General features: G+C 68.9%; 26 protein-coding genes. 16 read left to right on the forward strand and 10 right to left on the reverse strand.

The genetic code is table 11. The features are described 5' to 3' along the window. The first annotated feature begins 34 nt into the window (after positions 1 to 34). The 11 genes from H284_RS0108620 to H284_RS0108670 all read left to right on the forward strand — a co-directional run bounded on the left by H284_RS0108620 (position 35) and on the right by H284_RS0108670 (position 10,704). The gene (locus H284_RS0108620) at positions 35 to 679 is read left to right on the forward strand and encodes an amino acid ABC transporter permease (protein WP_018189376.1); all 645 of its coding nucleotides are present in this window, start codon (positions 35 to 37) and stop codon (positions 677 to 679) included. Continuing rightward, entirely contained in the window at positions 676 to 1,629 is a 954-nt protein-coding gene (locus H284_RS0108625) for an amino acid ABC transporter permease (protein ID WP_020075929.1), read from the forward strand. Before H284_RS0108620 ends, H284_RS0108625 begins: the two co-directional genes overlap by 4 nt. After that, the gene (locus H284_RS0108630; protein ID WP_020075930.1) at positions 1,622 to 2,638 is read left to right on the forward strand and encodes an asparaginase; all 1,017 of its coding nucleotides are present in this window, start codon (positions 1,622 to 1,624) and stop codon (positions 2,636 to 2,638) included. Before H284_RS0108625 ends, H284_RS0108630 begins: the two co-directional genes overlap by 8 nt. Next, positions 2,635 to 3,390: a copper homeostasis protein CutC gene (locus tag H284_RS0108635; RefSeq protein ID WP_020075931.1), complete on the forward strand. Its 756-nt coding sequence runs from the start codon at positions 2,635 to 2,637 to the stop codon at positions 3,388 to 3,390. The genes H284_RS0108630 and H284_RS0108635 overlap by 4 nt, the downstream gene beginning before the upstream one ends. Continuing rightward, a complete protein-coding gene (locus tag H284_RS0108640) occupies positions 3,387 to 4,289 on the forward strand; it encodes an ROK family protein (protein WP_020075932.1) in 903 nt (300 codons plus the stop codon). The genes H284_RS0108635 and H284_RS0108640 overlap by 4 nt, the downstream gene beginning before the upstream one ends. Positions 4,290 to 4,377: 88 nt before the next feature. After that, a complete protein-coding gene (locus H284_RS0108645; RefSeq protein WP_029042873.1) occupies positions 4,378 to 5,880 on the forward strand; it encodes an FUSC family protein in 1,503 nt (500 codons plus the stop codon). 108 nt (positions 5,881 to 5,988) lie between these two features. Further along, entirely contained in the window at positions 5,989 to 6,462 is a 474-nt protein-coding gene (locus H284_RS0108650; protein ID WP_196802416.1) for a MarR family winged helix-turn-helix transcriptional regulator, read from the forward strand. After that, positions 6,462 to 6,884, forward strand: a complete 423-nt coding sequence (locus tag H284_RS0108655) for an organic hydroperoxide resistance protein (RefSeq protein WP_018189369.1) — start codon at positions 6,462 to 6,464, stop codon at positions 6,882 to 6,884. The genes H284_RS0108650 and H284_RS0108655 overlap by 1 nt, the downstream gene beginning before the upstream one ends. A 21-nt stretch (positions 6,885 to 6,905) precedes the next feature. After that, positions 6,906 to 7,883 (forward strand): zinc-binding dehydrogenase, encoded by a 978-nt coding sequence (locus H284_RS0108660; RefSeq protein WP_029042874.1) that lies wholly within the window; start codon positions 6,906 to 6,908, stop codon positions 7,881 to 7,883. A 62-nt stretch (positions 7,884 to 7,945) separates the two neighbouring features. Then, on the forward strand, positions 7,946 to 10,084 hold the full coding sequence (locus tag H284_RS0108665) for a S9 family peptidase (RefSeq protein ID WP_020075934.1): 2,139 nt from the start codon (positions 7,946 to 7,948) through the stop codon (positions 10,082 to 10,084). Beyond that, positions 10,081 to 10,704: a GyrI-like domain-containing protein gene (locus H284_RS0108670; RefSeq protein WP_020075935.1), complete on the forward strand. Its 624-nt coding sequence runs from the start codon at positions 10,081 to 10,083 to the stop codon at positions 10,702 to 10,704. The genes H284_RS0108665 and H284_RS0108670 overlap by 4 nt, the downstream gene beginning before the upstream one ends. An 11-nt stretch (positions 10,705 to 10,715) precedes the next feature. Here H284_RS0108670 and H284_RS0108675 read toward each other — a convergent pair whose 3' ends face one another. Then, positions 10,716 to 11,540: an aldo/keto reductase gene (locus H284_RS0108675; protein WP_020075936.1), complete on the reverse strand. Its 825-nt coding sequence runs from the start codon at positions 11,538 to 11,540 to the stop codon at positions 10,716 to 10,718. A gap of 58 nt (positions 11,541 to 11,598) precedes the next feature. On the opposite strand from H284_RS0108675, the gene H284_RS0108680 reads away from it, so the two are divergent. The 3 genes from H284_RS0108680 (at position 11,599) to H284_RS0108690 (ending at position 13,110) form a co-directional block, all read left to right on the forward strand. After that, positions 11,599 to 12,141, forward strand: coding sequence for a type 1 glutamine amidotransferase domain-containing protein (locus H284_RS0108680; protein ID WP_020075937.1), 543 nt, complete (start codon positions 11,599 to 11,601; stop codon positions 12,139 to 12,141). Between the two features lie 101 nt (positions 12,142 to 12,242). Next, positions 12,243 to 12,524 carry a hypothetical protein gene (locus H284_RS0108685; protein WP_018189363.1) on the forward strand — a complete coding sequence of 94 codons (282 nt, stop codon included), beginning with the start codon at positions 12,243 to 12,245 and terminating at the stop codon, positions 12,522 to 12,524. A 196-nt stretch (positions 12,525 to 12,720) separates the two neighbouring features. Further along, complete coding sequence (locus H284_RS0108690) at positions 12,721 to 13,110, forward strand: hypothetical protein (RefSeq protein ID WP_020075938.1); 390 nt, start codon at positions 12,721 to 12,723, stop codon at positions 13,108 to 13,110. 16 nt (positions 13,111 to 13,126) lie between these two features. On the opposite strand, the gene H284_RS0108695 is transcribed toward H284_RS0108690, so the two are convergent. The 4 genes from H284_RS0108695 to H284_RS20055 all read right to left on the reverse strand — a co-directional run bounded on the left by H284_RS0108695 (position 13,127) and on the right by H284_RS20055 (position 18,153). After that, positions 13,127 to 13,528 carry a hypothetical protein gene (locus H284_RS0108695; RefSeq protein ID WP_020075939.1) on the reverse strand — a complete coding sequence of 134 codons (402 nt, stop codon included), beginning with the start codon at positions 13,526 to 13,528 and terminating at the stop codon, positions 13,127 to 13,129. A gap of 208 nt (positions 13,529 to 13,736) precedes the next feature. Then, the gene (locus tag H284_RS0108700; protein WP_020075940.1) at positions 13,737 to 15,716 is read right to left on the reverse strand and encodes an ABC transporter ATP-binding protein; all 1,980 of its coding nucleotides are present in this window, start codon (positions 15,714 to 15,716) and stop codon (positions 13,737 to 13,739) included. Between the two features lies 1 nt (position 15,717). Beyond that, entirely contained in the window at positions 15,718 to 17,451 is a 1,734-nt protein-coding gene (locus tag H284_RS0108705; RefSeq protein WP_020075941.1) for an ABC transporter ATP-binding protein, read from the reverse strand. A 144-nt stretch (positions 17,452 to 17,595) separates the two neighbouring features. After that, entirely contained in the window at positions 17,596 to 18,153 is a 558-nt protein-coding gene (locus tag H284_RS20055) for a dihydrofolate reductase family protein (protein ID WP_020075942.1), read from the reverse strand. Positions 18,154 to 18,472: 319 nt separating this feature from the next. On the opposite strand from H284_RS20055, the gene H284_RS0108715 reads away from it, so the two are divergent. Both H284_RS0108715 and ykgO read left to right on the forward strand, forming a co-directional pair. Further along, a complete protein-coding gene (locus H284_RS0108715) occupies positions 18,473 to 19,324 on the forward strand; it encodes a trypsin-like serine protease (RefSeq protein WP_020075943.1) in 852 nt (283 codons plus the stop codon). A gap of 69 nt (positions 19,325 to 19,393) precedes the next feature. Further along, positions 19,394 to 19,516 carry a type B 50S ribosomal protein L36 gene (gene ykgO, locus H284_RS0108720; protein WP_018189355.1) on the forward strand — a complete coding sequence of 41 codons (123 nt, stop codon included), beginning with the start codon at positions 19,394 to 19,396 and terminating at the stop codon, positions 19,514 to 19,516. Positions 19,517 to 19,578: 62 nt separating this feature from the next. Here the strand turns inward: ykgO and H284_RS0108725 are convergent, their stop codons facing one another. The 5 genes from H284_RS0108725 to H284_RS0108740 form a co-directional block, all read right to left on the reverse strand. Further along, complete coding sequence (locus H284_RS0108725) at positions 19,579 to 20,520, reverse strand: hypothetical protein (RefSeq protein ID WP_231371126.1); 942 nt, start codon at positions 20,518 to 20,520, stop codon at positions 19,579 to 19,581. Positions 20,521 to 20,579: 59 nt separating this feature from the next. Further along, the gene (locus H284_RS0108730) at positions 20,580 to 21,203 is read right to left on the reverse strand and encodes a hypothetical protein (protein WP_081630384.1); all 624 of its coding nucleotides are present in this window, start codon (positions 21,201 to 21,203) and stop codon (positions 20,580 to 20,582) included. A gap of 783 nt (positions 21,204 to 21,986) precedes the next feature. Beyond that, positions 21,987 to 22,559, reverse strand: coding sequence for a hypothetical protein (locus tag H284_RS20870; protein ID WP_231371127.1), 573 nt, complete (start codon positions 22,557 to 22,559; stop codon positions 21,987 to 21,989). Between the two features lie 118 nt (positions 22,560 to 22,677). Then, on the reverse strand, positions 22,678 to 23,118 hold the full coding sequence (locus H284_RS20875; protein WP_155885453.1) for a hypothetical protein: 441 nt from the start codon (positions 23,116 to 23,118) through the stop codon (positions 22,678 to 22,680). A 121-nt stretch (positions 23,119 to 23,239) separates the two neighbouring features. Then, positions 23,240 to 23,578: a hypothetical protein gene (locus H284_RS0108740; RefSeq protein ID WP_020075947.1), complete on the reverse strand. Its 339-nt coding sequence runs from the start codon at positions 23,576 to 23,578 to the stop codon at positions 23,240 to 23,242. Between the last annotated feature and the right edge of the window lies 1 nt (position 23,579).

Here is a 23,579-nt window from a genome sequence, read left to right on the forward strand (position 1 = left end):
ACCGCCACTCCCCCGACCACTCGACGAGAGAACGATGAACCCCCTGATCGACAACCTCGGGCCGCTGGCCCAGGCACTCGGCACCACGCTGCTGATGGCCGTGGTGGCCGGCGTCGGCTCCATCGTGCTCGGCGTGCTGGTCACGATCGCCCGCGTCAGCCCCATCCCGGTGCTGCGCGCGGCTGCGTTCCTGTACGTCCAGTTCTTCATCAACGTCCCGCTGCTGGCCCTGCTGCTGCTCGCGGTGTTCGCCCTGCCGGATGCGGGCATCCTTCTCCCGCTGACTCCGACCGCGATCATCGTGCTCACCGTCTACGAGGCGGCGTACGTCGCGGAGGCGGTGCGATCGGGTGTCAACACCGTCCCCGTCGGCCAGGTCGAGGCCTCCCGTGCGCTCGGCCTCACCCTGTGGCAGTCGCTGCGCTACGTCGTCGTCCCGCAGGCGCTGCGCGCCGTCGTGCAGCCCATCGGCAACGTCATGATCGCGCTCGCGATGAACACGGCCCTCGCCGCGGCCGTCGGCGTCGTCGAGCTCACGGCCGAGGTCAATAAGGTCAACCTCGTCGCCGCGCAGCCCATCCTGATCTTCTCCAGCGCCGGACTCATCTACATGGCCATCGCCCTCGCCATCGGCCTCGCCGCCGGCTGGGTCGAGCGGAAGGTGGCGATCGCCCGATGACCGCACAGCTCATCCCGGACCGGCCGGTTCCCGCCCGCGCCCGGCGCCCGAAGCGTCAGTACGGCGCCTCCTTCATCTACGACGTTCCCGGCCCGCGCGGCCGTCGCAACATCCTCATCGGGTCGATCGTCAGCGTCGTCGTCTTCGCTGCGATCGTCGGCCTGGGGCTCTGGCAGTTCGCCGCCCACGGCCAGCTCGCACCGGAGCGCTGGGCGCCGTTCACCGAGTGGGCCATCTGGCAGTACCTGCTGGTCGGTCTGCTCGGGACGCTGGAGGCGGCGGCGATCGTCGCGGTGCTCGGCGCTGCGCTCGGAACCGTGCTGGCGCTCGGCCGGGTCAGCCAGGTGCGCTGGGTCCGCTTCGTCTGCGGGCTCTACATCGAGATCGCCCGTACCGTCCCGGTACTTCTGGTCATCTACCTGATGCTGTTCGGCCTCCCGCAGATCGGCATCAACCTTCCGACGCTCTGGAAGCTGGTCGTGCCGCTCACCATCGCGAACGCCGCGGTGTTCGCGGAGATCATCCGCGCCGGCATCCTCAGCCTGCCGCGCGGACAGCGCGAGGCGGCCCTCAGCCTCGGGATGCGTCCGGTCCAGGCGATGACGTACGTGGTGCTCCCCCAGGCGGTGCGCAACGTCACGCCGTCGCTCGTGACCCAGTTCGTCAGCCTCCTCAAGGACACCTCGCTCGGCTACATCGTCGCGTTCACCGAACTGCTGTACCGCGGGCAGGTGCTCGCCTCGTACCTGCACCTGCTCATCCCCACCTACGTCGCGGTGACGCTGATCTACCTCGTCGTCAACGGCAGCCTCTCGGCCTTCGCGTCGCGGCTGCAGCGCGGCTCGCGCCGGCGCAGCTCCCCGCAGCCGGTCCTCCCGACGCTCCCCGCCGTCGTCGCCGTCGAGCACGTCGACGACGGCACCGATTCCACGAAAGCCGACCATGTCTGACGCCCCCACCGTCTCCGTCCGCACCGCCGACTCCACCACCGGACTCGCCGAGCTGGCCGTCGTGCGGCGTTCCGGCCTCATCGAGAGCCGGCACTTCGGGAGCCTCGTGGCGCTCGACCCCGCGGGCGAGCCGCTGATCGAGCTCGGCGCCCCGGATGCCGTGGTGCTGCCGCGCAGCACCGTGAAGCCGCTGCAGGCCCTCGGCTGCCTGACCGCTGGCGCGCCGCTGGCCGGTCCGGAGCTCGCCATCGCTGCGGGCAGCCACACGGGCGAGGACGAGCACGTCCGGCTGGTGCGCGAGCTGCTGACCCGCGCGGGCGTCGACGACACTGCGCTCGGCTGCCCCGTCGACCGGCCCGAGGACGAGGCGACGTTCGAGCGGATGCTGCGCGACGGCGAGGGACGCTCGCGCGTGCGGATGAACTGCTCCGGCAAGCATGCCGCGATGCTCCTCGCCGCGGCGACCAACGGGTGGCCGACCGACGGCTACCTCGACCCGGAGCATCCGCTGCAGCAGCACATCCGCGCCACCATGGCGGAGTTGACCGGCGTGCCGGTCGGGCACGATGCGATCGACGGCTGCGGCGCACCGCTCTTCGGCACGAGCGTCCGCGGGATCGCGCGCGCCTTCGGCCGGCTGGTGCAGGCGGAGCCGGGCACGCCCGAGCGCGCCGTCGCTGACGCGATGCGCGAGCACCCCTATTACGTCGGCGGCACGGGCCACCAGAACACGACGCTCATGGAGACGGTCCCCGGAGCGCTCGCCAAGGGCGGCGCCGAGGGCGTGATCGGAGTCGCGGCAGCGGACGGCACGGCCGTCGCCATGAAGATCGTGGACGGCAGCCCACGGGCTACGACTCTCATCGCGCTCCGCGTGCTCGAGGCGCTCGGGACCCCGATCGCGGATGCGCGCGCTCTCACCGACCTCCCCGTGCTCGGCGGCGGCGTCCCGGTCGGTGCGATCGAGCTCGGCGCGGACCTCACGGCCGCGCTGGAGCGCCTCGCGTGACGGTCGTCGAGATCTGCCTCGACGACCTCGCCGGCGTCCGGGTGGCCGAGGAGGCCGGCGCCGACCGGATCGAGCTGTGCGCGGCGCTGGGCGAAGGCGGCATCACGCCGTCCATCGGCACGGTCGCAGGAGCGCTGCGCGCGACGACGCGGATCGGCATCCAGGTGCTCATCCGCCAGCGGCCGGGCGACTTCGTGTACGACGACGATGAGTTGCAGGCGATGGTGGACGACATCCACTCGATCCGTGCGCTCCCCAATCCCTCGGGCGTCGTCCTGGGCTTCGTCGTCGGAGCCCTGCGCGCCGACGGACGGGTGAACGTGGATGCGACCCGCCGCCTGGTGGCCGCGTGCGGCGACGCGCCGGTGACCTTCCACAAGGCGTTCGACCAGGTCGCCGACCGGGCGGAGGCGCTGCAGCAGCTCGCCGATCTCGGCGTGACACGCGTGCTGACCTCGGCCGGTGCCGCGACGGCGCTGGAGGGCGCGGATGAGCTCACGCGACTGGTGGAGCTCGCCGGTGACCGGGTGACGATCCTCGCGGGCGGCGGAGTCCGTCCCGCCAACGTCGCCGAGGTCGTGCGGCGGACCGGCGTCGCGGAGGTCCATCTGCGGGCGCCGCGCGCGGTCGCGACTCCTGGCGCGGGCGCCCCGACGGCCTACGACTCGGGCGAACGCGACGTCACCTCGGCCGAGCTGGTCCGCGCCGTGGTCGCCGCCGTCCGCGACACGGCGAGCGAGCAGTCCGCATGAGCGGCCTCCCGGTCGTCCTGGCCGTCGACCTCGGCGGTACCGCGATGAAGGGCGCCGTCGTCCGCGAGGACGGCGCGACCGTGACGGAGACGACTCTCGCGACCCCGACGGACGGCATCCTCACCGCGCTCGTCGGCTTGCTCGGCCAGCTGCGCCGCACGGCGGCCGACGACGGTCACGACGTCGTCGGCGCGGGCGTCGCCACTCCGGGGATGCTCGACGAGCAGCGCGGTCTGGTGCACTACGCATCGAACCTCGGCTGGCGTGACGTCCCCCTCCTCGACATCCTCCGCTCCGAGCTGCACCTGCCGGTGGCGGTCGGTCACGACGTGCGTGCGGCTGGGTTGGCGGAGCGCAACAGCGGGGCCGCGCGCGGCTTCGGCGACTTCGCCCTCGTGCCGATCGGCACCGGGGTCGCGGCCGCTCTCGTCTCGTCCGGCGGCGCCGTGACCGGTGCGACCGGCGCCGCCGGCGAGTTCGGCCACATCCCCGTCATCCCGAACGGCGAACCGTGCACCTGTGGCCAGCGCGGCTGCCTCGAGGTGTACATGTCCGGCGCGGGCGTGGCCCGGCGGTACCGGGCGGCAGGCGGAGACGCCCTCAGCACCCGCCGCATCGTCGAGCGGCTCGGGGTCGACCCGCTCGCCGACCGCATCTGGTCGGAGGCGCTCGATGTGCTCGCCCAGGGCCTCAACATCCTGACCCTGCTGCTCGATCCCGGACTGATCGTGCTCGGCGGCGGTGTCTCGCACGCCGGCGATGCCCTGTTCGAGCCGCTCGGAGAACGGATGTCGGCTGGGCTGGCATGGCGCGAACGGCCACCGGTCGTTCAGAGCGCCCTCGGCGGCGACGCCGGTCGGGCCGGGGCTGCCCTGCTGGCTTTCGACGCGGCTCGCTGAGCGTTCCGCGCTGAGCCGGGCTGAGCTCCGCCTGCCGGGCTCCGCCGCGCCGCCCACTTCTCCTCCCACGCGGTGAGAGGATGTGCCGGTGGGCGCGCGGCAGATCGGCGCCATCCTGGCGGACGGGACGACCGCGCTCGTCGCCACCGCCGCTGCCGCCGCCGCGTGCGCGAGCGTGTGGTGGCTCGGGTCCCTGCTGGCGGGCGGCGCGACCGCGGGCGTGACGAGTGCCGCGGTGCTGGCGACGGTCGTGGCGCTCAGCCTCGGTCGGCGAACCTTCGCATCCCGGACTGAGTTCGCACGCTCAGCCGTCGTGCTGCCGTTCATCGGACTCGTGGCGGGAGGCGTCGGATGGCTGCTCGTCGTCGCTCCTCCCGTGGGCGCGGCGCTCTTCGTCACCGGGATGAGCGTGCCGATCTGGCTCCGGCGGTTCGGTCCCCGCCTCTCCCGGCTGGGGGCCCTGGTCGCCCTGCCGTTCACCGCGATGCTGATCGCGCCGGTGTCGCCCGTCTCCGGCCAGCCGGGATGGATCACGACGCTGCTCGTCCTGCTCGCCGGTGTGATCGCAACCGTGTGGGTGGCCATCGCCCGCGAGATCCTGCGCCTGCTGCCGGGGCGGCGGCAGGAGGCCGCACCGGCCGACCCTCCTCCGTCCGCGGCCCGCGGCGCTGCGGCCGGATCGGGCCGCGCGCGTCTGCCCGCGAGCACGCGGATGGCGATCCAGCTCGCCGTCGCGCTCACCGCCGCCTTCCTCCTCGGCTGGCTGCTCTTTCCCGAGCATGCGATGTGGGTGGTGCTGACCGCCTTCCTGGTGTGCTCGGGCAACCGGGGGCGCGGGGACGTCGTGCACAAGAGCGCCCTCCGCGTGGTGGGGGCCCTCGCCGGAACGATCGCTGCCGTCGCGTTGACCGCTGCCGCCCCGCACGCCTCCGGTTTCGGCGGCGTCGTCATCATCTTCGTCGCGCTCTTCGTCGGCACCTGGCTGCGCGCGTACAGCTACGCCTTCTGGGCACTCACCGTGACGCTCGTCCTGACGCTTCTTCAGCAGCTGACCGGGACGGCGTCGCTCACCGGCGAGACGGGGATGCTGGCCGAGCGGATGCTGGCGATCGTCCTCGGCGCCGCACTGGGCATCGCCGCCAGCTGGTTCGTGCTGCCCGTCCGCAGCATCGACGTCCTGCGGCGCCGGCTGTCGGAGCTGCTGACAACGGTCGGGGCGGCGATCGCGGTGCCGTCAGACGACGAGGAGGAGCGGACCCGCGCGGTCGCCGCCGTGCGGGCGTCCGCGGCGCGCGTCGAGCAACTGGCGCCTGCGCACCGCGCGCGTCGGCTGCTCCGTCGCCCCGGCCGGGGCGTCGGTCGGGCGGGCACCTCCGCCGCCGCGCTGCCGATCGACTGCATCGACGCCGCCGCCGAGCTGCCGGGCGCCCTGGACGAGCACCTCTCCCGACGCGGAGTGGAGGACGCCGACCACGTGCTCACAGCGGTCAAGCGCGCCCGCGCGAGCCTCGCATCCCCTCCGGAGCTCACCCGCGTCCGCGCGGCCCTCATCGCCCTCGCGGCCGCGCTGCGCGCATCCCCCGCCCCCTGACCCTCCGTGGGTCGCAACACGCCGTTATCCGCTCCGCATAACGGCGTGTCGCGTCCCATGGCCACGCATTAAATTGTGCACAACTTTATTGTGTGCAACTATTAGCTCATGCCGGTGACCGATGAGATGGTGTGCTTCTCGCTCTACGCCGCCACGCGTGCCACCACGCAGGCGTACCGTACGCTCCTCGAGCCCTGGGGGCTCACCTACCCGCAGTACCTCGTCCTCATCACCCTCTGGGTCGAGGGCGAGCAGACCGTCGGGTCGCTGGGCGAACACCTGCAGCTCGACTCGGGGACGCTGTCCCCGCTGCTGCGGCGGATGGAGCAGTCCGGTCTCGTCCGGCGCGAACGCCGCGCGGGCGACGAGCGCGTCGTGACGGTGACGCTCGGCGATCGCGGCCGGGAGCTGCGCTCGGAGCTCGCCCACATCCCCGCCCGGATCGCGGCAGGCACCGGCCTGCCCGACCAGCAGGCGGCGGGCGCCCTCATCGACACCCTCCACCGGCTCACGGAGACCATGCACGCTGCAGCGCAGCCGCAGGCCCCCGCGCACAACAGAACACCCTCCGAAAGGAACTGATGAACGTCCTCTACACCGCAGAAGCCCTGTCGACCGGCGCCGGCCGCGACGGCCGTGTCGCCACCAGCGACGGCTCGTTCGCCCTCGACCTCGCCGTCCCCAAGGAGATGGGCGGATCGGGAGCCGGCACCAACCCCGAGCAGCTGTTCGCCGCCGGATACGCGGCCTGCTTCCACTCGGCGCTGCAGGCGGTCGCCCGCAGCCAGAAGGTGAAGCTCGACGGCTCGTCGGTCGGAGGCCGTGTGGAGATCGGCCCGAACGGCGACGGCGGCTACCAGCTCGCCGTGCTGCTCGAGGTCGTCCTGCCCGGGATCGAGGCCGAGCAGGCCCAGGCCCTCGCGGACGCGGCGCACCACGTGTGCCCCTACTCCAACGCCACGCGCGGCAACATCGACGTCACCATCACGGTTTCGGAGGACTGAGCCGTGACAGACGCCACCACGATGCGCGCCCTGGTCCACCACGAGTTCGGCGACCCCGCCGAGGTGCTCGCGGTCGAAGAGCGTCCCCTCCCCCAGCCGGGCGCCGGCGAGGTCCGCGTGCGCATGCTGCTCTCGCCCATCCACAATCACGACCTGTGGACGGTGCGCGGCACCTACGGCTTCAAGCCCGAGCTCCCCGCGCAGGCCGGCACCGAGGCGCTCGGCGTCGTGGATGCGGTCGGCGAGGGCGTCGAGCAGCTCACGGTCGGCCAGCGGGTCGTCACCGGCGGGACGTTCGGCGTGTGGGCCGAGTACTTCGTCACCCGGGCCGCCGGCCTCATCCCCGTGCCCGATGGGCTCCCCGACGAGTCGGCCGCTCAGCTGGTGTCGATGCCGTTCAGCGCGATCAGCCTGCTCGAGTCGCTCGGCCTCAGCGAGGGCGACTGGCTCATCCAGAACGCCGCGAACGGCGCCGTCGGCCGGATGGTCGCCCAGCTCGGCGCCGCACGCGGACTCAACGTCGTCGGCCTCGTCCGCCGGTCCGCCGGTGTGGAGGAGCTGCGCGCCCAGGGCATCGAGCGCGTCATCGCGACCGACGATGCGGGATGGCGCGACCGGCTCGCCGAGATCACCGGGGGCGCACCGATCAGCGCGGGCGTCGACTCCGTCGGCGGCTCGTCGGCAGGGGATGTGCTCTCCACGCTCGCCGAGAACGGCACCCTGGTCGTGTTCGGCGCGATGGCGTCTCCCACCCTCGAGCTCGCCTCCGGCGACATCATCTTCAAGCAGGCCACGGTCAAGGGCTTCTGGGGCAGCGTCGTCAGCCGCGAGATGCCGGCCGACCAGCGCGGGCGGCTCTTCCAGGAGCTGTTCGCCCGTCTGCAGGACGGCACGCTGACCCTCCCGGTCGCGGGCGTCCACGGGCTGGACGACATCGCCGGAGCCGTCGCCGCGAGCGGCGAGGCCGGACGCGTCGGCAAGGTGCTGCTGCGCCCCTGACGATGGCCGCGGCGACGGCCGCGACCGCGTGCGGGGTGGGCGCCGCCCGATAGCCTGGGCACATGCTCACCCCGCCGGTCACCGCCAAGAAGCCCGTCGAACGCATCCACCACGGCGACGTCTACGTCGACGATTACGAGTGGCTGCGCGAGAAGGACGATCAGGCGGTCATCGCGCATCTCCACGAGGAGAACGCGTACACCAACGCCCGCACCGAGCACCTCGCGCTGCTCCGCGAGCAGATCTTCGACGAGATCAAGGCGCGCACCCGCGAGACCGACCTGAGCGTGCCGGTCCGCGAGGGCGACTGGTGGTATTACACCCGCACGGTCGAGGGCAAGCAGTACGGCATCCACTGCCGGGCACCCATCGCCTCCGCCGACGACTGGGTTCCCCCGACGCTCGATGAGGCGGCCCAGCGTAACGGCCTCCCGGGCGAGCAGATCCTGCTCGACGACAACGCCGAGGCCGAAGGCCACGACTTCTACGCGCTCGGCAGCTTCGACGTGAGCGCCGACGGCACGCGCCTGCTGTGGGCCGTCGACACCGAGGGCGACGAGCGCTACACGCTCCGCGTCCGCTCGCTCGTCGACGACGGCGTGGCCTTCCCCGATGAGATCGAGGGGACCGCAGGCGGCGCCCTGTTCGACCAGACCGGCGCCTACATCTTCTACACGACGGTGGATGAGTCCTGGCGCCCCGACACCGTCTGGCGGCACCGGGTGGGCGATGCTCCTGCCGTCCCTGACACCCAGGTGTTCCACGAACCGGACGAGCGCTACTGGATCGGCGTCGGCCTGACCCGCAGCCGGCGCTTCCTGGTCATCGAGGCCGGCTCGAACATCACCAGCGAGGCGTGGCTGCTCCGCTCCGACGACCCCACCGGCGAGTTCCGCGTGGTCTGGCCGCGGAAGGAGGGCGTCGAGTACGACGTCGAACACGCCATCGTCGGCGGCCACGACCGCCTCCTCATCGTCCACAACGACGGCGCCATCAACTTCGAGCTCGTCAGCGTCTCGGCCGACGACCCGCAGGGACCCCGCCGGGTGCTCCTCGGGCACGATCCGGCCGTGCGCATCGAGGGCGTGGATGCGTTCCGCGACTTCGTCAGCGTCGAGTACCGCCGCGAGGGGATGACGCGGGTCGCCGTCGCCTGCGTGCCCGATCCGAACAGCGAACAGCCGGCGGACGACACCCCGCACGAGCTGCACTTCGACGAGGAGCTCTTCACCGTCGGGGTCGGCGGCAACCCCGAGTGGACGCAGCCGTTCCTGCGCCTCGGCTACGGCAGCTTCGTGACGCCCTCCACCGTGTACGACTACGACGTCCGCACCCGCGAGCTCGCCCTGCGCAAGCAGCAGCCGGTACTCGGGGCGTTCGACGCCTCCCTGTTCGAGCAGCGCCGGGAGTGGGCGACGGCACCGGACGGCGCACGCGTCCCGATCTCGCTCGTCTACCGCCGCGACCTGGTCACGCCCGGTGAGCCGGCCCCGCTCGTGCTCTACGGCTACGGCTCGTACGAGGCGAGCATGGATCCGTCGTTCAGCATCCCGCGCCTCAGCCTCCTCGACCGCGGCGTCGTGTTCGCCATCGCGCATGTCCGCGGCGGCGGCGAACTGGGCCGGCTCTGGTACGAGAACGGCAAGAAGCTCCACAAGAAGAACACCTTCACCGACTTCGTGGCCGCCGCCCGCCACCTCGTCGACCGTGGATGGACGGATCCGTCGCGCATGGCGGCGCAGGGCGGAAGCGCCGGCGGCCTGCTCATGGGAGCCGTGGCGAACCTGGCGCCCCGCGACTTCGCCGGGATCCTCGCCGAGGTGCCTTTCGTCGATCCGCTCACCAGCATCCTCGACCCGTCCCTGCCGCTCACCGTCATCGAGTGGGACGAGTGGGGCGACCCTCTGCACGATCCGGAGGTCTACGACTACATGAAGTCGTACTCGCCGCTCGAGAACGTGCACGCGACGCACTACCCGCGCATCCTCGCCATCACGAGCCTCAACGACACCCGGGTGCTCTACGTCGAGCCCGCGAAATGGGTGGCGAAGCTGCGCGAGGTGGATGCGGACCCGCTGCTCAAGATCGAGATGGCCGCCGGCCACGGCGGGGTCTCCGGGCGGTACGCCGCCTGGCGCGAGCGGGCGTTCGCGCTGGCGTGGCTCCTCGATGTCGTCGGGGCGCATCCATCGGGCGAGTGACCGTGAAGACCGACCTGAAGAAGGAGCTGGGGCTCTATGCTCCCCGGCGCGGGCGCTTCGAGGTCGTCACCGTTCCGCCGCTGCGCTACCTGATGGTGGACGGTCACGGCGACCCGAACACCTCGGACGAGTATCGCGATGCGGTTCAGACGATCTTCCCGCTCGCCTACGCGCTGAAGTTCCTCAGCAAGCGCAGCCTCGACCGCGACTACACGGTCATGCCGTTGGAGGCGCTGTGGTGGGCGGACGACATGGCGGCGTTCACGAGCGCCCGCGACAAGTCTCAGTGGCGCTGGACCGCGCTCAACCTCGTCCCCGACTGGATCACCGACGCGCACGTCGAGGAGGCGACGGCGACCGTGCGAAGCAAGGGCGGCGCACCGCGCCTGGACGAGCTGCGCGTCGAGACGCTCGACGAAGGGCTGAGTGTGCAGACCCTCCACGTCGGCTCCTACGACGACGAGGCGCCCGTGCTGGCGGAGCTGCACGACGTGTTCATCCCGGAGGCGGGGCTCACCATGACCGGCCGCCACCATGAGATCTACCTGAGCGACGCCCGGAGGACGGCGCCGGAGAAGCTGCGGACGATCCTGCGCCAGCCGGTCACCCGAGTCGACTAGGACGCAGCGGCTCAGCCCAGGTCGTCCGGGTCCTTGCCCGTGCGCTCCCCCGACTCGAGCGTTGCGATCGCGGCCAGGTCCTCCGCATCCAGTTCGAAGCCGAAGACGTCGATGTTCGACCGGATGCGCTCCGGCGACGTCGACTTCGGGATGACGACGTTGCCCAGCTGCAGCTGCCACCGGATCACCACCTGCGCGGGTGTCACTCCGTGCTTCGCGGCGAGCGCGTCGAGGACGGGGTCGCCGAGCACTCGGCCGCGCGCCAGCGGGGACCACGCCTCCGTCACGATCCCGTGGGACGCGTCATATGCGCGCACCTCGGCCTGCGGGAGCCAGGGATGCAGCTCCACCTGGTTCACCGCGGGCACTGTGTCGGTCTCGCGCGCCAGCCGGTCGAGGTGATGGATGTGGAAGTTCGCCACTCCGATCGACCGCGCGCGGCCCTCCTCCTGCACCCGCTCCAGGGCCCGCCAGGTGTCCACGTACCGATCGCTGCGCGGGGCGGGCCAGTGGATGAGGAACAGGTCGATGCTGTCGAAGCCGAGTCGCTCGAGGCTGGCGTCGAACGACCGCAGCGTCGAGTCGTAACCGTTCTCGGTCCACCACACCTTGCTCGTGACGAACACGTCCGACCGGTCGATCCCGCTGCGCCGCACGCCCTCGCCGACCCCGCGCTCGTTCTCGTAGAACGCCGCCGTGTCGATGTGGCGGTAGCCCGCCTCCAGCGCCGTCACCACCGCCTCCGCCGTCTCGGCCTCCGGGATCTTGTACACGCCGAAGCCCAGCTGCGGGATGGTGTTGCCGTCGTTGAGAGTCAGCTGCGGGATGCTCGCCATGGGTTCATTCTGCCGTGCCCCCGGCGTACAGGTGGGGCATCGGAAGGAGACGAACAACATGGCACTGACCAACAAGACAATCGCGTTCCTGGTGGGCCCCGAGGGCATCGAGCAGGCCGAGCTCGTGCAGCCCTGGCAGGCGGTGACCGAGGCGGGCGGCACGCCCAAGCTCGTGTCGAAGGACGAGGGCGAGGTGCAGGCGTTCAACCACCTGACACCGGCCGACACCTTCCCCGTGGATGTGACCCTCGGCTCGGCGAGCGCCGACCAGTTCGACGCCCTCGTGCTTCCGGGCGGTGTCGCCAACGGCGACCAGGTGCGCACGTTCCCCGAGGCCGTGTCGCTGGTGAAGGACTTCGCCGCCGCAGGGAAACCCATCGCCGTCATCTGCCACGGAGGCTGGGTGCTGATCGAGGCGGGCGTCGTGGACGGCCGGACACTGACCAGCTGGCCGAGCCTGCAGACGGACTACCGCAACGCCGGGGCGACCTGGGTCGACGAGGAGGTCGTGGTCGACGACGGCCCGTTCACCCTCGTCTCGTCGCGCAAGCCCGACGACCTGGACGCCTTCGACCGCGAGCTCGTGAAGGCCTTCGAGTAGAGCGTGAGCGTTCCCTGGCAATGGCCTCCGAGCCGGTTGCGGTCGACCGGAGTGCGCGGGAACGTAGGCGACTCCTGGACCATCGATAGGAAGGAGAGCACATGCTCACCCTCACCGAGAACGCCAGCACCATCGTCAAGACGCTGACCGACCAGTCCCCGGACGACTCCGCGGGTCTGCGGATCAGCAGCAGCAACCCCGACAACACCGCGTTCGCCGCGGCGGTCACCCCGGAGCCGGACCCTTCGGACCAGGTGGTCGAGTCGGGCGGCGCCCGCATCTTCCTCGAGACGCAGGCGGCCGAGGTCCTCGACGACAAGGTGCTCGATGCACAGGTCGACGACCAGGGAGCCGTCAGCTTCGCGATCGGCGTCACCGCGTAACGCGCGCGACGCGACGAAGGCCCGGAGCCGCTCGGCTCCGGGCCTTCGTGCGTGTTCGGGCCCTCTCGCCAGCAGGTCACCCGGAATGGTCATCTGCATCGGCGAGGCGACGTCATGATCGCCGGCTTCGTGCGTCTAAGAGGGTGACGGGTGCGGTACTGCAACTACTACGAATACAAGGTCGTGAGCTGATCCGATGCGAGTCCGCGACACTTCCACCAAAGCGATCTCGATCATCGCCGGCTATGCCCTTGCGGTCCTCGCCGCAATAACGGTCGGGCTGTCGACACAATCGGCGTGGGGCGTGGTGGCGGGCAGCGTCATCGTGCTGCTTCTCGTCCTCGTGCTCTCGCGATTGTTCCGGGGCGAGAACGAGTCGGACGCGCCCCGCAGCTGGTGGCGCATGACGGCCCGACCACCCGCCGGCTATGCGCTGGGCTGCTGGTTCGGGGCGCAAGCGATCGCATCCATCACCACGGCCCTACTCGACGATGGATGGATCGGATGGACGGGCGGCGTGGTCTCCTTGTCCATCGCCGCCCTCTACCTGAATTCGGCGATCCGCCTTTCGTCAATCCGCTCGTAGCTTCGCGACGGGGTCGTTACTGCGCAGAGTCCTGGGCGCGGAGACCCTCGCGCACCTCGACCGGCCCGGTCGGTGGCGCGATCTCGTCCGCGACGATGGGATGCGGCGCCGTCCGGTCGTCGGGGAGGCCCCACAGCGCCTCGCCCTTGCCCGCATCCAGCAGGAACTCCACCGCGAGCGTCCACAGCGGCACGATCTTCATCGGCGGGATGTCCTCCTCGCCCGGGAAGTGCGCCGCGAAATGGACCTCGGGCTCACCCCGGAGCGGCTCCGCCGCAGCGACCAGACCGTAGTAGTTCTCGTCGTCAACAACGCGCCAGCGCCCGGTCTGCCCGTGCTCGGGCTCCAGCTTCACCGTGTACCCGCCGTAAGAGAAGTCGGGGCCGGGAGGCAGGGAGGCGCGCTCGTCTTTCGTCATGTCCCCGTTGTACGGCGCTCCGGCCCGCTCGGCAACTCGTTCACTTGCCTAGCAAAAAGGTGTAGGGCTACACCGCCCATGGACCGTGTCGTCTAGCCGCACGCCGCGGCACCGGTGTCAACGAGAGTGACCCGGTGCCGCGGTGGTTGTTCACTGGTGTCCGGCGTGCGGACCGCCCCAACCCCGCTAGGCGGTCCGCGCGCCACCCTTACGGGGCGGCGACCTCTTCGGGCACGCCTGCCTCATCCTGCTGGTCGACCTCGGCCCCCGCGTCGTCGCCGCGGAACTGCGTCATGTACAGGTCGTAGTACGCTCCGCGCCGCTCGAGAAGCGTTGCGTGGTTGCCCTGCTCGACGATCCGGCCGTGCTCCATCACGAGGATGGTGTGCGCGTCGCGGATGGTGGACAGACGGTGGGCGATGACGAACGACGTCCGGTCGGTGCGCAGCGCCGCCATCGCGTGCTGGACGAGCAGCTCTGTGCGGGTGTCGACCGAGGAGGTGGCCTCGTCGAGGATCAGCAGCGACGGGTTCGCGATGAACGCCCGCGCGATGGTGATGAGCTGGCGCTCACCGGCCGAGACGTTGCCGCCCTCCGCGTCGATCACCGTGTCGTAGCCGTCGGGCAGCTGCCGGACGAAGCGGTCGACCATGGTGGCCTTCGCCGCCTCGATCACCTCGTCGTCGGTCGCTTCGAGGCGCCCATACCGAATGTTCTCGCGGATGGTGCCCGAGAAGAGCCATGCATCCTGCAGCACCATTCCGACCTGGCCGCGGAGTTCATCCCGCGACAGGTGCGTTGTGTCGATGCCGTCGAGGCGGATGGTGCCGCCGTTCAACTCGTAGAACCGCATGATCAGGTTGACGAGGGTGGTCTTGCCCGCTCCCGTCGGACCGACGATCGCGACCGTGCTGCCCGGCTGGACGCTGAGCGAGAGGTCTTGGATGAGCGGCGTCTCGGGGTCGTACGAGAAGTCCACCGCGTCGAGCTCCACACGGCCGTCCGCACGCTCCGGGAGGTGCTGCGTCGGCGTCTCGGGCATCTGCTCCTCCGAGTCGAGGAACTCGAACGTCCGCTCGGCCGAGGCGACACCCGACTGCAGCATGTTGGCCATGCCGGCGATCTGCCCGATCGGCTGCGAGAACTCGCGGGAGTACTGGATGAACGCGGTGGCGTCTCCGATGGTCAGCGTGCGCCCGGCGACCATCAGGCCGCCGACGACCGCGATGAGCACGTAGGAGAGGTAGGAGACGAAGTTCATCGCCGGCATGATGCTGCCCGAGACGAACTGCGCGCCGACCTGCGCCCGGTGCAGCTTGGAGTTGCGCTCGTCGAACTCGCCGAGCATGACCTCGTCGCGGCCGAAGGCGCGCACCAGGTCGAGACCGGAGTAGGACTCCTCGATGTGGCCGTTGAGCGAACCGGTCGAAGCCCACTGCGCGGTGAACAGCTTCTGCGAGCGCGAGCCGATCACACCGGCGATCACGCCGGAGAGCGGGATGGAGATCAGCGCGATCAGCGCGAGCTGCCACGACACGATGAACATCATGATCCCGATGCCGATGACCATCAGCACGGACTGGATCAGCTGCGAGAACGCCTGCTGCAGAGCCGTCTGGATGTTGTCGACGTCGTTGGTCACGCGGGACATGAGGTCTCCGCGCTGCCGGGTGTCGAAGTAGCTCAGCGGGAGGCGGTTGAGCTTCGACTCCACGTCTTTGCGCAGCCCATAGACCACGCGCATGACCAGGGCGTTGAGCAGGTAGCCCTGCCACCACTGCAGCAACGACGCGACCAGGTACATCGTGAGAACGATGAGCAGGAGGCGCCCGAGCTCCGTGAAGTCGATGCCCTGCTTCGTGACGTAGATGCCGTTGAAGATGACGTTGGTCGCGTCACCGAGGATCTTCGGTGCGATGACGACGAGCACGACCGACACGACCGTGAGCAGGGTGACCCAGGCCATCCCGAGCCACTCGGGCTTGAGGAGTCCCATGAGCCGCTTGAACGACGGCCAGAAGTTCTCCGCCTTCTTCGCCGGTGCTCCGCCGAACATGTCGCCGTCGGCTTCGGTGGGCGTGAAGTCGTATTCCTCCTCGAGCTCGTCGAGGACGATGTCCTTCGCGGTGGGGTTCTGCCCCTCCTCGGGGCGTCCGCCGCGCTTCTTGCGTTCTGTGGTCCGTGCCATCTCAGGCCACCTCCAGGCTCAGCTGCGACTCGACGATCTGGCGGTACGTCTCGTTGGTCTCCAGCAGTTCGTCGTGGGTGCCGCGTCCGACGACCCGTCCGTCGTCCATGACGATGATCGTGTCGGCTTCGCGGATCGTGGAGACGCGCTGCGCGACGACGATCATCGCCGCGTCCCCGATGGATTCGGCGAGCGCGCGCCGCAGGCGGGCGTCGGTCGCGACGTCGAGCGCCGAGAACGAGTCGTCGAAGAGGTACACCTTCGGCCGGGCGACGAGCGCGCGGGCGATGCACAGTCGCTGGCGCTGTCCGCCGGAGACGTTCGTACCGCCCTGGGAGATGCGCTCGTCGAGGCCGTGCTCCTTCGCTCGGACGAAGTCCTCGGCCTGGGCCACGCGCAGCGCCTCCCAGAGCTCCTCGTCGGTCGCATCCGGACGCCCGAAGCGCAGGTTCGAGGCGATCGTCCCGGAGAAGAGGTACGGCCGCTGCGGCACCAGCCCGAGCACCCCGGCGATCTGCTTGCGGGTGAGCGCGTCGACAGCGACGCCGCCGATGTGGACGTGTCCACTCTGCGGTGTGAACAGGTTGGCGATCACCGAGACCAGCGTGGTCTTGCCGGAACCGGTGGAGCCCACGATCGCGGTCACCTTGCCGGGCTCTGCCGTGAACGTCACGTCGCTGAGCACCGGCTTCTCGGCGCCCGGGTAGCCGAAGGTGACACCCTGCACCTCGACCCGGCCGTTCGTCGGGACCTCGTCGGCGTCGGCCTGAGCCTGAGCGGTGCTGGGCGTCGCACCGAGAACCTCTTCGATGCGCTCCGCGCAGACCATGGCGCGCGGGATCATCATGGCCATGAACACGCCCATCATGACGGCGACCAGGATCTGCAGGAGGTACTGCAGGAAGGCGGTCAGCGCGCCGATCTGGATGTCGCCGGCGTCGACGCGGTGACCACCGAACCAGAGCACGGCGACGGTCGCCGCGTTGAGGATGAGCATGATGATCGGGAACATCAGCACGAAGACGTTTCCGACCTTGACCGAGATGCGCGTGAGGGCCGCGTTGGCGTCGTCGTACCGCTTCGTCTCGAAGCGCTCGCGGACGAAGGCGCGGATGACGCGGATGCCGACGATCTGCTCGCGGATCACGCCGTTCACGCCGTCGATGCGCTCCTGCATGATGCGGAACATCGGCAGCAGGAGCGAGACGAGGACGCCGACGACGATGAACAGCACGGCGACCGAGACCCAGATCAGCCAGGAGAGCCCGGCGTCGACCTGCACCGCGAAGATGATCCCCGCGATGCACATGATCGGGGTGGACACCATGAAGTTGAACGTCATCAGCAGGAGCATCTGCACCTGCTGGACATCGTTCGTGTTGCGCGTGATGAGCGTCGGCATCCCCCAGCGGGCGAGGTCGAGCGACGGCAGCGCATCCACCTTGCGGTAGAAGGAGCGCCGGATGTCCTTGCCCGCGGACATCGACGCGCGCGCCCCGAAGTAGGTTGCCGTCACGGCGGCGATCACCTGGATGAAGCAGACGACGAGCATCATGCCGCCGGTGCGCCAGATGAAGTCGGTGTCGCCGGTGACGACGCCCTTGTCGATGATCTGGGCGTTGAGGGTCGGAAGGTAGAGGGCGGCCATGGTCGCGATCAGCTGAAGGACCACGACCGCGGTCACCGCGCGCCAGTAGGGGCGCACGAAGCGGAGTGAGAGACGAAGCAGAGTCACAGTGATTCCCGGGTGTGCTGTGTATGGATGTGATGGCGGAGCAGCCCCGCCATGAGCGAGGCTAACGTCGATTGCGGACGATGAGCGGCCTCAATTGAGAACCGGTCCGGCGGCCGCGATGGGGGCGGTCGCACGCGGGCGGTGTCAGGCGGCCGTGTAGTGGAGGTGGAGGACGCCGTTGTCGTAGGCGTCGTGGTGACGCAGCCGCAGCTTAGCGGGCGCGCTTCCCTCGGGGAACAGGCGTGCGCCCGTCCCACGGACCAGCGGATAGACGAACAGATGGAGCGAGTCGACGAGTCCGTCGGCCAGCAGGGACCGCACCAGCGAGCCGGAGCCGCTGATGTACACCCCGCCGCTGAACTCGCCGGCGAAGGCCCGGATGCGCTCGGCGTCGTACGCGCCGAGCGACCGCGAATTGCGCCACGTGCGCTCCGCGGTCTGGTCGTCCAGGGTCGAGCTGACGACGCCCTTCGGGCTGTCGTTGAAGAACGGCGCACCCGGATCGTCGTCGGCGGTGCGCGGGGACCACGCGGGAGCGAACATCTCGAACGTGCGCCTGCCGAGCAGGATCACGTCCGACGCCCGCGTGATGCGGCCGATGTCCTCGCCCATGTCGGGATCGAACCCGAACTCGAACGTCCAGCTCGGATCTTCGAACACGCCGTCCAGCGACACGAACTCGTGCACTGCGATCGCGCCCATCAGAATCCCCTTTCCCCCGGAACAGCATAGGGGGTGACGCCTTTTCGCGGAACGGCCCGCGGCGCACCCGATCAACGGTTCGACGGTGCGTGGGGGCGATGTGGCGGGACAGTTCCCGTACTCCCCGCCACATCGCCTGAAGGGGTCCGGCCCGTTCGCCCGAACCCTTCACATAGGAAGACGTGGGCCACCTCGTGATCGTGACGCTGCTCATCGAAGTGGTTTCGAACGAACATCGCACAGAAGTCGAGCCTTGGCCCCCGCCTGGGGGATGTGCATACTCGGAGGACTGAACCGCTACCGATCCAAAGGGGGATCCATGCGTAAGAGAATCCTGGCCGCCGCCATCGCGTTGGCCGCATTCGCCGGACTGGCCGTCGGCACACCCGCCGTCGCCAGCACGGGAGGAGTCGCCGACGGGAACAAGCATCCCGACGTCGGCCTGATCCTGTTCTACGACGCCGACGGGCGCTTCCGGTGCTCGGCGACGCTGGTGTCGCCGACGGTGGTCGTGACCGCCGCACACTGCACCTCGGGGACGCTGGGCAAGACACTCGTCACGTTCGACTCCGTGATCGCCGAGCAGCCGCCCGCTCCGTTCCCGGTCGCCGCCGACCCGACCGTCGGGTTCACCGCCGCCGAGATCACCGCGGCCGGCTACTACTCGGGAACCGCGTACACGCATCCGGACTACTCGGACTTCACCGACACCGCGAACTGGAACGACGTCGGCGTCATCGTGCTCGACCAGCCCGTGGCCTCGTTCGGATCCGGCTACCCGCAGATCGCGCCCGTGGGCACGCTCGACGCGATCAAGACGAGCAACCTGTCGAAGACGCTTTTCACCGCAGTCGGCTATGGAACAGAGGTGCGCAAGCCGGAGTCCGGCCCGCAGAAGCCGCAGCCGATGAGCTACCCCCTCATCCGGCGCTACGTGGACATGCCGGGCCAGAAGCTGACCCCGCAGATCCTGCAGACCAACGGCAATCCGAACGACACCCGCGGAACCGGCGGGACCTGCTTCGGCGACTCGGGCGGCCCGGTGTTCCTCGGCGACCAGCTGGTCGCGGTGACGAGCTACGGCTACACGGACAACTGCCGCTACCTCGGCGGCTACCAGCGCCTGGACATCCCGGTGGTCGATTCCTGGCTGGCCACATTCGGGATCTAGCCGCAGCCGGGCAATAAACGACGATCCTCCATTGTTATTGAGAATAGGTTTCAACAAGGGAGGTCCGTCATGAAGGTACGCAACTCGGTGAAGTCGCTCAAGGCGATGCCCGGAGCTCAGGTGGTGCGTCGCCGGGGCCGCACGTTCATCATCAACAAGAAGAACCCGCGCATGAAGGCCCGCCAGGGCTGAGCGGCGCGGAAGAAGGGCGCAGGGTCACGGACCCTGCGCCCTTCGTCGTCCATGCCTGCCGGCTACCGGAAACGCGTGGGAAAGGCATGGAACCCGGCCCCGGCATCCGTGAAACCGCGAAGCCAGCCGTGGAGTTGGGCGTCCACCGGTTCCGTCGTCGAGTCGAATGAGGCCGGGGATGACGCGGTGAAGGTGACCGGCACGCTGTCCGAGTCGACCATCCAGCACCCGGCGCTCCGGAAGCTCGATCGACCCGGCGGGTCGCACTCCGGCTCCCATTCACTGACCGTGAACGTCGGCTCTCGCTCGATGTTCCACCGGCTCGTCGTCCACCATTTCTCACTGGTGTCCATCTCGAACGGGCACTCCGCTCCTCTGGCCGCATCTCCGAGCGCGGCGCACGCGTCGAGGTGGGCTTTCGCCGCTCCGACGGCGCGCTCCTTCCCTCGTGCCGTCAGCGCGACTGCCGGCACCAGGCCAGAGTGCGAGCCGAACCCGGTGAGGGCGGCCGGGGCGCTCTTCACCGTGATGTCGCCGGTCGAAACGCCCTCCAGACGGTACGTGCCAGGAAAGGCGTGAAGAGTCAGCTCGCGCTCATCCGGGATCCGCTGCCCGCTGATCGTCCGACCCAAGCCGTCGGGCCCCGGCCGGATTTCGATGTAGCCGAGCGAAGCGGGAAGAAGGTTCCACCGCCCCGCCGTTCGCTTCACCGTCAGCCGCGTCAGCGCTCGGCCGCTCTTCTGAACGGTCCGAACCCTGACCTGCGCCTCGTCTCCATCGATGGTCGTCGTCATGATCCTGTAGCCGGTGATCCGGTCGGTCGCCGCGCGGTAGGCCGCGTTCGTGAGAAGGACCTCACTCACCGCCAGCCGGGTTCCATCCAGCTCGAGTGCCCCCTCGATGTCCCCGGCCACGATCCGGTCCAGGTAGGCCCGGACGGCCGCCTCCGGGCGCTCGGCGATCGGCGTGCAGCCGACGCTGCCTGCCACGAGAGCGCCAGCCACGGTCAGCACTGCAACCAAGCGGACGCAGCGGCGACGCTCCCGAGGAGTGCCGCTCGCAATCATGCGCCGGGAAGGTTCAGCCCGGCCGACCAACTTTCGGCGATGATCTCCTGAGCGACCTGCTTGGCGTCGGCGAGCGTCTCCTCCAGGTAGTCCACGGCTCGCTCGGTAGCCTCGTGGTCCTCCTCGTGATCCAGGGAGAACTCGACCAAGCGGTGCGCCTCGGCAGAGAGATCGCCGATCCACATTCCGGCCGCGTCCTTCGGCTGAGGCCGTGGAACAGCGTCGGCCGGTGTCGCCTTCGGGTCGTAGGCCGTCAGCTCATCCAGGGCGTCAGCGAGGTGTTCGCGCGTGGTATCGGACACCGCTTCCGAACCTTCCAGCAGACGCTGCAACTGCGTCAGCGCCCCACGAGCCGCCTCGACCTCCTTCTGCTTCGTCGCCAGCTTCTTCTGCGCCGCCCTGTCGTCTTCGTACAACGCGACGGCCTTCTTCTTGGCCGCCACGAACGTGTTCTCCACGGTCCGCTGGGAATTCATCGCGACCGCACCCGACGCCCCGGCACCTGCAGCGAAGACCACCACGCCGGCCGCGCTCCCAATGACGATCCGGGTGAAGCCGCTACGCGGACGGGCTGGGGCCGGTTTCTGGACAGGTGGTGCGTACTGTTCGCTGCTCGTCATGCGATTCCTTTTCGGTCGTCTCTTCCACCAAGACGAAATAGACCCGGGATCGTGACGCTGTCTCGCGAATCGTGTCCTGAGACGTGACCCGACGTAGTCAGGAAATCTGGAGCATCCGATCTCGGATCTCCGTCAACTCAGACGGAGTGAGGAACTTCGGCATCGGGGTATGCACTGACCGAGGGGCAAGCTCCAACGTGCACGCGGCGCGCGGCTGGGAACGCAACGTGAGTCGGAGGGCACGACCCACGACCTCGATGGACTCCACGCTTGACGACTCGATACTCCCGAAGGCGAAGGGTTCCCGCAGCCCGGTCCACAGTCGGATGTCGTTCGACCGGATCGTCACGGCCAGGTTATGGAGAGTGAAAACAGGCGCGAGTCCGCACGATTCAAGGTCGCGACGCGTACGAGATGACAACTGGATCGCTATGGCTTCGGAACCCTCGGCAGCCCGGATACGATCCAGCTGGCGCCGTACAGAGGCGCGATAGAGCAGCATAAGACTGGAGACAGCGAACAGCGCCGCAACTCCCCCGATCACGAAAGCCTGGAGCTGTGACGCCTGCCCCGTATTCAATGCTCCTGCGACCATTCCGGCGAGAATGAGTGAGCCAACGACGAATCCGGCCGCTCCAAATAGCGCGTCTCTTCTGTTGGCGTTTTGCATTATCGGGTCAGCCGAGGGCGTCGAGGATCGCGAACGGAAGGACCGTCAGGTTTACCGCGTCAGTCACAATGCGACTCCCCTTTCGGCTGGGACATCCGGAAATCGGCACTGCATCAGATTTGGGACACCGCGCGCGCAAGCCCCTTGGTGGCCCGACCAGATGGCACGAGCAATCGCGTAGCCAGCGCCCGAAGTCGCACAGGGGCCTTATGCGGGTCGATCGTCAGCATGGCGGCTCTTCGCTCTAGCCTTCCCTCGCGACTGCCGAAGGAAGCCCACACGTGCGACCGATCAACGCGCGTGACGGGGAAGCCCGCACCGTATGGCGTGTATAGGCAAAGGTGACGATCGCCCAAAGTCACGATGAACGGCGGAAGGCCCTGCCCGCTACTAACGAGCGAGCCGAATTTCTCTGCCAGTTCCGGCAGAGCACCCAATGACTCCTCTTCGAGACGGCACACCCATGTATTGATGCCGCGATGGCTCAATTGCTTTCGAGCTCGCGCGACCGCTCGGGTTGCCTTGATGCGCAGACCGAGCCGGATGAGGACGAGCACCGCAACAACGGCAAGGAGCGCAAGGAACTGCGAGAGAGCCTGAGCGCTGCCGAAGACAACGGCAACGAGCAGACCGGTCAACGTACCCGCTACTGCAAAGCCGGCGAGCCATCGAAACACCGTCATCATCAGCGAACTCTCTCGTCCCGCCATGCTGAGACAGTCGACGAACCCATCTCGCCACGCTCCCTGGCCCGACGACTTGCTCGGTAGGGGTGGCGCTCAGGATCGCAGCCTTCCGGCGAACTCATCGCCCTTGTGCTCGAGACGATAAAAAGTCACGTACCAACGCGTTCGCTGCCGCCTCTTGGTCGCGGGTAAGCGCTGGCTGCCCGGCCTTGCGAACGATGATACCCGTCGGCGAGTGACGTCTCTCCATTTCGTAATGTCCTTGCTTGCTTGTCGTGTAACCCGCAGCGAGTTCTTGCTTTTCCTTGCGCTCCATCATCCGGACACAAAAGAAAAGGACTATGCAGCCGACGAGGAAAGTCATCATGAACGCAAGCGTCACCGGATCCAACGTTTGCGTCCGCGCGACGACGGTGAGACCGCAGATGATCGCACCGGCCCCGCCCACCACTGCAGCGCATCCACCCCACAGCGCCCAGCTGGACCACTGCAAGACACTGGGCCCGGGGAGAAGGTCCCGCCGCTCCCAGCGTTGCCTCCGTTCAGGGCTATTGCTCATCGGCCGCTCCAATCGTGTCTTCTCTGCTTACCTTTCGCCGGCACAGGGCTAACCCCAACCGTGGGCAACGCCTGTTGTATTTCCGGCTACGCCCAAGCCGATCTGTTATGGCGTCGATCCACTATTGGATGCGCGGGAATCGCGACCAGCGCTCGAAGAACCGCGCCGCGTCGTCATACGTCTGCGGATCACTCTTCAGCCAGTCTCGGGCGACCATCCGTCCCATCCGCTCGCATTCATCCATGGATTGCCTTCCGCGGGGATGGTCATATAGATCGCTGACATCCATCCAGAGCACATAAGCCAATCCGGCATGGTCTGCGTCAAACAGCTTTGTGAAGCGAGCTGCGCCTTCCATTGACAGCTCGTACACTTCGCCTGGCGCGGCAGACATCATGCTGCGTGACACATCGGACATCGTGGAGAGCACGCGCCGCTCAAGCTCCGCACTATCACCCATT

The organism is Cryocola sp. 340MFSha3.1 (genome assembly GCF_000383315.1).
Classification (GTDB): domain Bacteria; phylum Actinomycetota; class Actinomycetes; order Actinomycetales; family Microbacteriaceae; genus Leifsonia.

Excerpts from the sequence above, each read along its gene's own strand:
- H284_RS20055 (WP_020075942.1), bottom strand. The coding sequence starts at position 18,153 with ATGGGCGCGATCGCAGTGCACGAGTTCGTGTCGCTGGACGGCGTGTTC.
- H284_RS0108715 (WP_020075943.1), top strand. The coding sequence starts at position 18,473 with ATGCGTAAGAGAATCCTGGCCGCCGCCATCGCGTTGGCCGCATTCGCC.
- H284_RS20870 (WP_231371127.1), bottom strand. The coding sequence starts at position 22,559 with ATGATGACGGTGTTTCGATGGCTCGCCGGCTTTGCAGTAGCGGGTACG.
- H284_RS0108740 (WP_020075947.1), bottom strand. The coding sequence starts at position 23,578 with ATGGGTGATAGTGCGGAGCTTGAGCGGCGCGTGCTCTCCACGATGTCC.
- H284_RS0108620 (WP_018189376.1), top strand. The coding sequence starts at position 35 with ATGAACCCCCTGATCGACAACCTCGGGCCGCTGGCCCAGGCACTCGGC.
- H284_RS0108650 (WP_196802416.1), top strand. The coding sequence starts at position 5,989 with ATGCCGGTGACCGATGAGATGGTGTGCTTCTCGCTCTACGCCGCCACG.
- ykgO (WP_018189355.1), top strand. The coding sequence starts at position 19,394 with ATGAAGGTACGCAACTCGGTGAAGTCGCTCAAGGCGATGCCCGGAGCT.
- H284_RS0108685 (WP_018189363.1), top strand. The coding sequence starts at position 12,243 with ATGCTCACCCTCACCGAGAACGCCAGCACCATCGTCAAGACGCTGACC.
- H284_RS0108630 (WP_020075930.1), top strand. The coding sequence starts at position 1,622 with ATGTCTGACGCCCCCACCGTCTCCGTCCGCACCGCCGACTCCACCACC.
- H284_RS0108625 (WP_020075929.1), top strand. The coding sequence starts at position 676 with ATGACCGCACAGCTCATCCCGGACCGGCCGGTTCCCGCCCGCGCCCGG.
- H284_RS0108665 (WP_020075934.1), top strand. The coding sequence starts at position 7,946 with ATGCTCACCCCGCCGGTCACCGCCAAGAAGCCCGTCGAACGCATCCAC.
- H284_RS0108675 (WP_020075936.1), bottom strand. The coding sequence starts at position 11,540 with ATGGCGAGCATCCCGCAGCTGACTCTCAACGACGGCAACACCATCCCG.
- H284_RS0108700 (WP_020075940.1), bottom strand. The coding sequence starts at position 15,716 with ATGGCACGGACCACAGAACGCAAGAAGCGCGGCGGACGCCCCGAGGAG.
- H284_RS0108680 (WP_020075937.1), top strand. The coding sequence starts at position 11,599 with ATGGCACTGACCAACAAGACAATCGCGTTCCTGGTGGGCCCCGAGGGC.
- H284_RS0108695 (WP_020075939.1), bottom strand. The coding sequence starts at position 13,528 with ATGACGAAAGACGAGCGCGCCTCCCTGCCTCCCGGCCCCGACTTCTCT.
- H284_RS0108730 (WP_081630384.1), bottom strand. The coding sequence starts at position 21,203 with ATGACGAGCAGCGAACAGTACGCACCACCTGTCCAGAAACCGGCCCCA.
- H284_RS0108660 (WP_029042874.1), top strand. The coding sequence starts at position 6,906 with ATGCGCGCCCTGGTCCACCACGAGTTCGGCGACCCCGCCGAGGTGCTC.
- H284_RS0108640 (WP_020075932.1), top strand. The coding sequence starts at position 3,387 with ATGAGCGGCCTCCCGGTCGTCCTGGCCGTCGACCTCGGCGGTACCGCG.
- H284_RS0108690 (WP_020075938.1), top strand. The coding sequence starts at position 12,721 with ATGCGAGTCCGCGACACTTCCACCAAAGCGATCTCGATCATCGCCGGC.
- H284_RS20875 (WP_155885453.1), bottom strand. The coding sequence starts at position 23,118 with ATGAGCAATAGCCCTGAACGGAGGCAACGCTGGGAGCGGCGGGACCTT.
- H284_RS0108655 (WP_018189369.1), top strand. The coding sequence starts at position 6,462 with ATGAACGTCCTCTACACCGCAGAAGCCCTGTCGACCGGCGCCGGCCGC.